The organism is Desulfofalx alkaliphila DSM 12257, assembly GCF_000711975.1.
Taxonomy (GTDB): Bacteria; Bacillota; Desulfotomaculia; order Desulfotomaculales; family Desulfohalotomaculaceae; genus Desulfofalx; species Desulfofalx alkaliphila.
Genome location: NZ_JONT01000038.1, coordinates 1 through 8,066, shown reverse-complemented (window position 1 = coordinate 8,066; position 8,066 = coordinate 1). Strand labels below are relative to the sequence as shown.

The following is an 8,066-nucleotide window of genomic DNA, read 5'->3' as shown; positions in this document are numbered from 1 at the left end:
ATCCTAGATGAAGTGGGGTACATTCCCTTTGATAAATTATCATCACAGTTACTATTTAACGTCATATCAAACAGTTACGAGCAGCAAAGCGTTATTATAACATCAAATCTTGAGTTCGGCCGCTGGAATGATATCTTCCGGGATGACCGGCTAACAGCTGCTCTGATTGATAGATTAGTCCGTCACGCCCACATATTAGGCTTTACCGGTCCCAGCTATCGCTATCGGGAGGCTATCTTGGCTAGGGGTAATGGGGAAATGATCGATAGTTAGCAGGCAGAATCATTAATTAACTAAATACGGATGCTATGCACATCTTAACTGCCAAACTATGAATTTTCTACTTGCCAAACACATTGAAGAGGGGTTTGGTGTTTTTCACATACATTAACACAAGGCAATTGATGTAATCTATGCCAATACAGTTCGCCATATTTAATTTTGTCTTCTCTTAGACAGTTAGAACAAAATCGAATGTATTCGTTTAATGGTAAACTACTGGCCATTATTCCTGTTAGCCCATAAATACCAGTGGCATTATTATTTTTCATAGACTCTAATACTTTTTTTGCTCTTTCTGGGGGTAAAAAAGCCGTGTAGTAAGGATACATAGTATGGTTAAAAATTAAACCTTCTGCGGTATATTTTGAATTAACAGGCATTCGTTCAATAAGCTTATCTATATTTGCTGGTAGCTCCACCACAGCAGTTATGGAACTGGAGCCAAATAACTCTTTCATGGTCGTTTTGGAGCTGGTGTTCCCGCTTCTAACATGATATCTGGCTAAAACGCTATACAATAACTCGTCCTCATAAGGAGTAGGGAAAAAACTTAACACTTTTATCACCCTATCTTCAAAAATTCTTCCAAAGGGTCCTTTATAAGCCCATTATTTTTCAAAGCCTCATATACAGAGAGTTGCTCCTTTTGCCCTGTTGCAATAATATTTCGTATATCATTGGCATCCTCTCCCAAAGCCGCTTGCGCAACTGTTTTTTCTTTATGCCCCATTTCTTCTTTAATTGATAGCTTGTACGCCTTATTTACCATGTCTTGAACGGTTGTTTGACCAGTATTGTTTTTAGTTAACTGCTCAACATATTTTTTTGCTTTATTAGGTCTAATACCTATTGCTTCATCCTTAACTTCCTGCTTCTTTTCTTGTTGTTTTTGCTTGCTTTGTTGCTGAAGTTTTTTAATTTTATCATTAAGGCTCACCTGAGACAGCTGTTCATCTATGTACCCGTCAATGTCTACAGGGCGAATATCTTCATACTCACTTATCTTATTAATATTACCTGATTTTAAGGCGTTCAGCATTGGTTGTACCAGTCGTAAGCTATCCTTCGCCACCTGGCTTATTATCTTCGGAGTGATAGTTTCTCTCCCAGTGGCAATAGCCCTCATTTGTGCCATTGCATATAACTTAATTGCAATATCCGTTATTCCCTGACTTTCTTCATATAATGTATCTCTAAGTTCTACGGTTAAGGGCGACTCACTTTTGGTCCACTGGTAATCCCACATGCCTTCCAACAATAAATCCCAATTTACATTCTTCTCCATTCGATCCCAATACATATCCCCTTGCCCGCTTCCTCTTCTTGCTTGTCTAAATTCCGATTGAAGAACCGACATAGCCTTTGGGGTTCCGACCAAAACAACAGGAATGCCTATGGTGTTAACCTGCGTAACAAAGAAATTTAACATTTTTTCCGACCCACCGCTTTTAGCTAAACTTAAATGCTGTATTTCGTCCACTATCAACGCACCAATGCTGTAAACCCTTGCAATTTGGGCTATACGGGGTAACATTGAACTTATTGATTGTCTACCACTACCGAATTTTTGATAGTAGTTTGTACCTAAGAGTTCGTCAACCTTTGTAAAAAGGTCAATGCAAAGGCCCTTTATTGAGCCATCAAATGGGCAATCAAGTTTTAACCACACAACTTGGTATAAAGAAAAGTTCATTCCTTTATATTCAGAATGAACAATAACTTGGGGTAATGTGGATAATATTCTATTTATGGCAGTGGTTTTGCCCATACCCGAAACCCCTATAATTGTTAATCCAGAAGCAGTTGTCCTAAAAGAGCTATTACAGCTTATTTCCATATTTCCATTTCTTATCATTTGATAGCCTTTTTGTAAGCTATCAGCGTAAGCAGTTTTAAACGGGTTTCTGGCCATGTAACCCTGGCGAATTAATCTCGAAAGTCTCCCCTCAAGATCAATGTGAATATTTAGTGGCTGAAAATATTGAAAAAGCCTTTGTATTAAGTGAAAGCGATATTGGGGTTCTAATCCTCTTTCTTCCTTATTATAAGGGGGATATACTGCAAGCTTTTCAATTACCTGTTCTTTGGAGTATATAGGTGGTAGTACTTCAATAAGAGGATTGCCTTGATACTCTTTTATTAGTTGTTTAGTATATTGGGCAACTACTGCCTCAACGCCATTGGGTATAAGAACTTTATTCACTTCTATCATTTAATCGCTCCCGCTGTTTTTTTCTAAACAATTCTATATCATCGGGGTACTCTACACTATTATTTGGATTTTTCTGGATAGGAATAACTATTGAGCTTTTATTTGATTCGCATTTATCAAGCTCAAAGGCTTCCTCTACCCTATTCATAGCCTTTTCTATTTGACGATTGACTTTAATACCCCTAAGCCGTCCCGATTTACTTTGCGTGCTGGAGGAAATATTGTTTTCTTCCACCTCTTTTATAATTGCCTCAATCTCTGCCATTAGGTCTACTTTTGATTGAAGTTCAGCTTCCACCTGTTTTTCAAGTTCTATCTTTTCTTGTTCAAAAAGATATGTTATTTCTTCAAGAGTTTTACCCATGTATTTAGTTTGGTGCTCCAATAGATAACATTTTTCAAAGGATTTGCCATCATTCGCTCTTAGGTAGATGTAATTTATGTTTCTTAAATCATAAGATATGTCTACCTTCCAACTGCCTTGATTTCTGGCTGTTTCAAACCACCTTTCCCTCAGAGCAGTCTCAGAGCTATATAGCAATTGTTTAAACCGTATTCCCCTTGCAGTCACAGTTGCCTTATCAGCAGGCATAAGGTTAAGCTTCACAATATCCTCTGGGAAAGTGCGGAGTCTGCCTGCCCTGTTCTCAATACCCCACTTCCAAATCTCCCTGGGGATACAGGGTACTTCATCAGAAATCATAGTTTCTTCACGATTATAATTCCTTAGCCAATGTTGATTATTGTGATGCAGTACGCACCTTATAATAATTCTTGTAAACTGATAAATGTCTATCTTAGCGTCAAGGCGATAGTCTTTTCCGCCCCTCTCCTTTATGTCTGAATTTATAATGCCTGGCAGAAAAGGTTTTATTTGCAAGTTCACCGTTCTAAAGTATTGCTCAACAATCCCCTTCCAATCTGCCCTATAAGAAGGAGTATTTTGTATTTTAACGTGTAATGAGTTAATAAAGGTTTCAACAGTCTTACCTTCCACTTCCCCCTCTGTCGGCAATAATAGCTTCGGGTATATAGTGAACAGGCCAGTCCTCTGTACTAATATCTATTTCGTATTCTCTACAAAATTTAACCTTATCTGTCGCTGAATTAGCTATAGCCATCATTGCACCTACCCACGAAGGACCTTCTAAGCCAATATAAATACCAGTGACCATCCTTGAGAATACATCTATAACTGCATAGATAATTGGTCTGCCTATAATCCAACTTCTATTAAAGCGGGATACAAGATAAACATCCGCAACAGTAGCGTCTATTTGGTACAGCGAGCCAGGCCCTATTGCCTCTGTTGTTGAATCACCCAAAATTCCTCTATGATTTTGCTGAAAACGTTTTGCACTAAGTCTGGCTGATATTTCTTTTTTAAAGTTCCTTTCTTTATGAAACCAATATCTAAATTGGGCAAAGGTAGGAACTTCACCGATTGGTTTAAGATTTACTTTTTCAACCCCATTTTCAATTCTTCGGCTGTCAGAATAAAATTCTTTTCTCATTAGCTCGTAGGCTGTCATTAATGAATTTTTTTTACTGTTATAATAGAATCTTTCAATAGCCATCTTAAAAATCAGCCGAGTTTCTTCATTAACATTAACCCCTTCACCAGAGATCCAAATATACTTTCTGGGGCGGCCCCTTTTCTTAGTATATGCTCCCCTGATACTGCCCCTACGTCCACAATTATGATAGTCGGGCAATAAAGCATTTTTATGTTTCCCTCTCTGCCAATATCGCTTTAGGTATGTATAAATAGATCTTTCACTGATACCAAATCTAACAACACAACTTTTTATCAAATTCCTTCTATAGTTTCGTTGGTAAATGTATGGCTCATTATTTACAATCTCGGATATTACTTGCCACGACTTATCCCGAATCTTTCTATGGGATTCCTTTATATCATTTTCTTTTACAATTCTCATGAATGGGTCGTGTGATAGCTTTTCTGCTACACCACTTGCAATAGCCACTATAATATCTTTGACCTTTCGTTGGCAGGGGTTGCATTTGTTAGAGTATGGGTTTATTAGATAAGCAATGGCATTATCCTCACTTATCCACAGAATTCTTTCAATTATGCCCTCTTGACTAACTTTCACAGGTTTCCACCTGATTAACTCATTGACCGATAGAGACATAGCTATTGTTACCCCTTAATAAATCAATTTTAATACTGTCCTTAGCCAACATATCCAAGTCTATCTTTTCATTCACATTTATCTCTATCTGTTTAGTTGCGACTAAATGCTTAAATATATATAACCCTGTACCAGGCTCCAAGTTAAATTCTTTATCAAAGTAACTGGTAATCTTACGAATAGGCTGTGGGCAATCAAATAAACGCTCTTTTAAGATATTTGAGTAATAGTGCCCTTCCTGATGCGTTAACCCTATATCTTCAAGCCTTATAGCTGTATGCACCCACTCAATGTTTTTTGCTAAAGTATTTGGTATCTCTCTATTAGTAACAATACCCCAATCTATATTTCTTGATTTCCAGTACCTTCTTTCTGCCTCAAACTTATCTAAGGTCCTTGCCCTGCCTAACTCCGAAGCAGACTTAACACTCCTCGCAACCTGCACTTCTCTACCTGTTTTATCTTTTATAGTAATTAAGAAAGTAGTGGTTATTACTTGTGGGGTTCCGCTTTTTCTGTCAATAAATCTTTTTAATAATGGGTCATCTATATCGGCTATTTCATTTCCTATATCCAGTAGTGGGTAATGTTCTCTAATATCAATTACAGAATCGGCCCAGTCAAGGATATAGAAATATCTGGTTTGAATATCAGAAAAGAAGTGGTGAACACGTTTAGTCTTCCATCCAACCAACCTTGAAACCCTTCCCAAGGATGGGAAGTCCTGAATTGTTAGCCACGGCTTGTATTCACTCCCTCTCCCCTGACCTCTTCCCTCTTTAATAAATTTTTCAAGCTTATTATCATTCCATTCAAGTTTACGTTTTGCCAATTTAGTCACCCCGCCTACACTAAAGCTATAGTAAATCCGCCTTTCGTTTCATTTCTTCCTTATTGGGATTGGTATATATCATAGTCGTTTGAATGTTAGTGTGGCCCGCTTGATTTGCTACCTCATGAATGCCAAATAATCCAGATGCGATTGCATTTGAACAATAGAAGTGTCTTAATTTGTGGGGAGTAATTTTATCATTAAACTTCTTGAAAGCCTTATTAATTACAGTTCTATCAACCCGCCCACTCTGTCTTGAGACAAATAAATATTGGCTATCACTATGTCGAACCTTTAAATATTCTTTGATAGCAGTGACAATTTTTGAGTTCAAGTAAACAATTCTTTGTTTCTGTCCTTTGCCTTTTCTGATAATAAGCTCCTTTGTATGCAGATTAAAATCTTCTAAGCCTATATTCAAGGCCTCTGAAATACGAAGCCCACTGTATGCCAGCAACGTCACTATTGCAAATAACCGCCTATCCCCAGCTTCCAGAATAGCTTGTCGGAAACCCTCTACCTCGAGTTTGGTGATATCAGCAGGGTTGGCAATTTCCTTTTGCACCTTTATCAGGTCCTCTTTAGAAATACAGATATTGCTCTGGTAATTGGAAGTAACTAAAAACTTGTTAAATTTGATCATGGCATTTAGTTTGGCATTTATTGTTGTGGCACTAAGCCCCTTTCCCTTAAACTTTTTGATATTAAGAAGATAGCTTTTAAATTCCAAAACGTTTTCACGGTATAGTTTCGTAAATTCTATTCCATAAGATTGTTTAAACCAGGCCAAGTATTCCTGCACGTGTGTTAGGTAACTTAAAATTGTATTGTTGCTCTTATCTTCAACTAACAGGTAGTTCTTAAAATCTGTAATCACCTTGGTACCACTCCTAAATTATGTTGCACACATAAAACCATTTTAACTGCTAAATTATGTTGCAAAACACATGTCAAACCTTCCAATTTGGTAAACTGACTACAACATAAATGATATTATGTCGTAGCGGTTTATTGTAATGGCAACTTTCATAAACACATACAGTAACATACTAAAATATTAAACCTAATCTGTTTTTTTGTTTTAAAAAACAGTATCTTAAAATACAAAAAGCACCAAGTTATTTGCATAACAATGGCACTTTCCTAAAAGTCGTCATCAGGTATTCCATTATAAAGCTTAAGGTATTGTAACCTCATTTGTTCAATTTCTTCCTCTGAAATAAATCTATCCTGTGGAGAAAAAATTGATTCCCTTGCCCTAATCATTCTTTCCCTCGCCCGTTCCGCCTCAAAGTAAATTTCTTCTTCGTATAGAAAACATCTCTCATTCTCATCAAATATATCATTGTATCCCATTTATAAACACTCCCTAAATAACATAGTTCTCCTGGGTATGTTATAAATATTCTTCTAAGACTAAAAGCTTTTCCTCATCGTAGTCAAATAGTTCATTATTTGTATTTCTTAAGTTTCTACAATTCTCTATGAAATCAGATAGCGAAAGAAACGTCATATCCTGCATGTAATCGGGCAGAATACAATTAGTTCCTTCAAAGACTATATATTTATCTTTGTCACATCCATTTAAGATTTGGTAAGCACTCACCAGCCTTTCGTCGATGTTAGATGTCTCTAATATTGATACATAACCGCCGTCAAAGTTAACTAAATAATAAATATTTAATACACCTCCAGTTGCATTTAAAGTTATTTAGCTATTTACTAAACATAATATCATATCATTGTTTAATTGTAAACATTTACCATATAGTCGCTTGCATTCTTGTATTTGCCTATTGTTTATATTTTAATAATTTAAAATAGTAAATAAGTGACCAAGATTAAGCACTAATTAAACAATTTAGTATGTACTAAGGGAACCAGATTGGCTCCCACAATAAATTTTGTTTAAATTATCCTTATAACCCGCCCCTTAGTTCTAATCCCCACCACAAAATTACATTTCCCGTTTCAACTTCTTCATACACCCTATTATCAACCGTATAACTTCCTTTATCTGTTCCTCCAATTTATCAAAAATTTCCTTATTGATGTATGACTGTCTATGTGCAAGCTCAATCCAGCAACGTAGTTCCGAAGCCGAACCGAGCGCTATATTTAGGAATGAAAACTCCCTCTTAATAAAACACTGCGAATTTCCTTCTGCTATGTTTGCTGGGATGCTGGTAGCAGCTCGTATGAGTTGACTCACCATAGCAAACTTCTCATAATCAGGGAATTGAGCCATTCTCAGTTTTCTGGACACCATTGCGTGTACGTAGCTTAGATTTTCTTTCATTTGCTAGCTAGTTCATTTTAAGCCGCCATAGCGGCCAGTTGATGCTTGTATTTCAGCGGGCTAATCCACCCTAATGCGGCATGTCGTCTTTGCCTATTGTAGTAGATCTCAATGTACTCGAAAATCGTTTGTTTAGCGTCTCTTCTGGTTCTAAAATGCAGGAAGTTAGTACATTCACACTTTAAGCAGCTGAAGAAGTTCTCTGCTGGTGCATTATCATAGGGATTGCCCTTGCGACTCATGCTTTGACGGATTTGGTGCTCTTCAAGTAGAGCTCGAAAAGCT

Annotated in this window: 10 protein-coding genes; 1 reads left to right on the top strand and 9 read right to left on the bottom strand. The window is 36.9% G+C overall.

Annotated features, from left to right (window positions below):
• On the top strand, positions 1 to 273 hold a 273-nt coding region (locus tag BR02_RS15190; protein WP_169738619.1), incomplete at its 5' end, for an ATP-binding protein.
• A 56-nt stretch (positions 274 to 329) separates the two neighbouring features.
• Here BR02_RS15190 and BR02_RS0112300 read toward each other — a convergent pair.
• From BR02_RS0112300 to BR02_RS0112265, 9 genes are all read right to left on the bottom strand, one after another.
• A complete protein-coding gene (locus BR02_RS0112300) occupies positions 330 to 839 on the bottom strand; it encodes a TniQ family protein (RefSeq protein WP_238442473.1) in 510 nt (169 codons plus the stop codon).
• Between the two features lie 5 nt (positions 840 to 844).
• Positions 845 to 2,494: an ATP-binding protein gene (locus BR02_RS0112295; protein WP_031517536.1), complete on the bottom strand. Its 1,650-nt coding sequence runs from the start codon at positions 2,492 to 2,494 to the stop codon at positions 845 to 847.
• Complete coding sequence (locus BR02_RS15800) at positions 2,478 to 3,491, bottom strand: Mu transposase C-terminal domain-containing protein (RefSeq protein ID WP_207641036.1); 1,014 nt, start codon at positions 3,489 to 3,491, stop codon at positions 2,478 to 2,480. Before BR02_RS15800 ends, BR02_RS0112295 begins: the two co-directional genes overlap by 17 nt.
• Positions 3,481 to 4,611, bottom strand: coding sequence for a hypothetical protein (locus BR02_RS15795; RefSeq protein WP_207641035.1), 1,131 nt, complete (start codon positions 4,609 to 4,611; stop codon positions 3,481 to 3,483). Before BR02_RS15795 ends, BR02_RS15800 begins: the two co-directional genes overlap by 11 nt.
• A 19-nt stretch (positions 4,612 to 4,630) precedes the next feature.
• Positions 4,631 to 5,482, bottom strand: a complete 852-nt coding sequence (locus BR02_RS0112285; protein WP_031517534.1) for a heteromeric transposase endonuclease subunit TnsA — start codon at positions 5,480 to 5,482, stop codon at positions 4,631 to 4,633.
• A gap of 25 nt (positions 5,483 to 5,507) precedes the next feature.
• On the bottom strand, positions 5,508 to 6,359 hold the full coding sequence (locus tag BR02_RS0112280; protein ID WP_031517532.1) for a tyrosine-type recombinase/integrase: 852 nt from the start codon (positions 6,357 to 6,359) through the stop codon (positions 5,508 to 5,510).
• 266 nt (positions 6,360 to 6,625) lie between these two features.
• The gene (locus tag BR02_RS0112275) at positions 6,626 to 6,838 is read right to left on the bottom strand and encodes a hypothetical protein (protein WP_031517530.1); all 213 of its coding nucleotides are present in this window, start codon (positions 6,836 to 6,838) and stop codon (positions 6,626 to 6,628) included.
• 601 nt (positions 6,839 to 7,439) lie between these two features.
• Entirely contained in the window at positions 7,440 to 7,781 is a 342-nt protein-coding gene (locus BR02_RS0112270; protein ID WP_031517528.1) for a four helix bundle protein, read from the bottom strand.
• A 17-nt stretch (positions 7,782 to 7,798) separates the two neighbouring features.
• The coding region (locus BR02_RS0112265; protein ID WP_031517526.1) for an IS3 family transposase at positions 7,799 to 8,066 on the bottom strand (268 nt) is incomplete at its 5' end.

Coding starts and splice junctions, on each gene's coding strand:
- BR02_RS0112295 (WP_031517536.1), bottom strand. CDS start 2,494: ATGATAGAAGTGAATAAAGTTCTTATACCCAATGGCGTTGAGGCAGTA.
- BR02_RS0112270 (WP_031517528.1), bottom strand. CDS start 7,781: ATGAAAGAAAATCTAAGCTACGTACACGCAATGGTGTCCAGAAAACTG.
- BR02_RS0112275 (WP_031517530.1), bottom strand. CDS start 6,838: ATGGGATACAATGATATATTTGATGAGAATGAGAGATGTTTTCTATAC.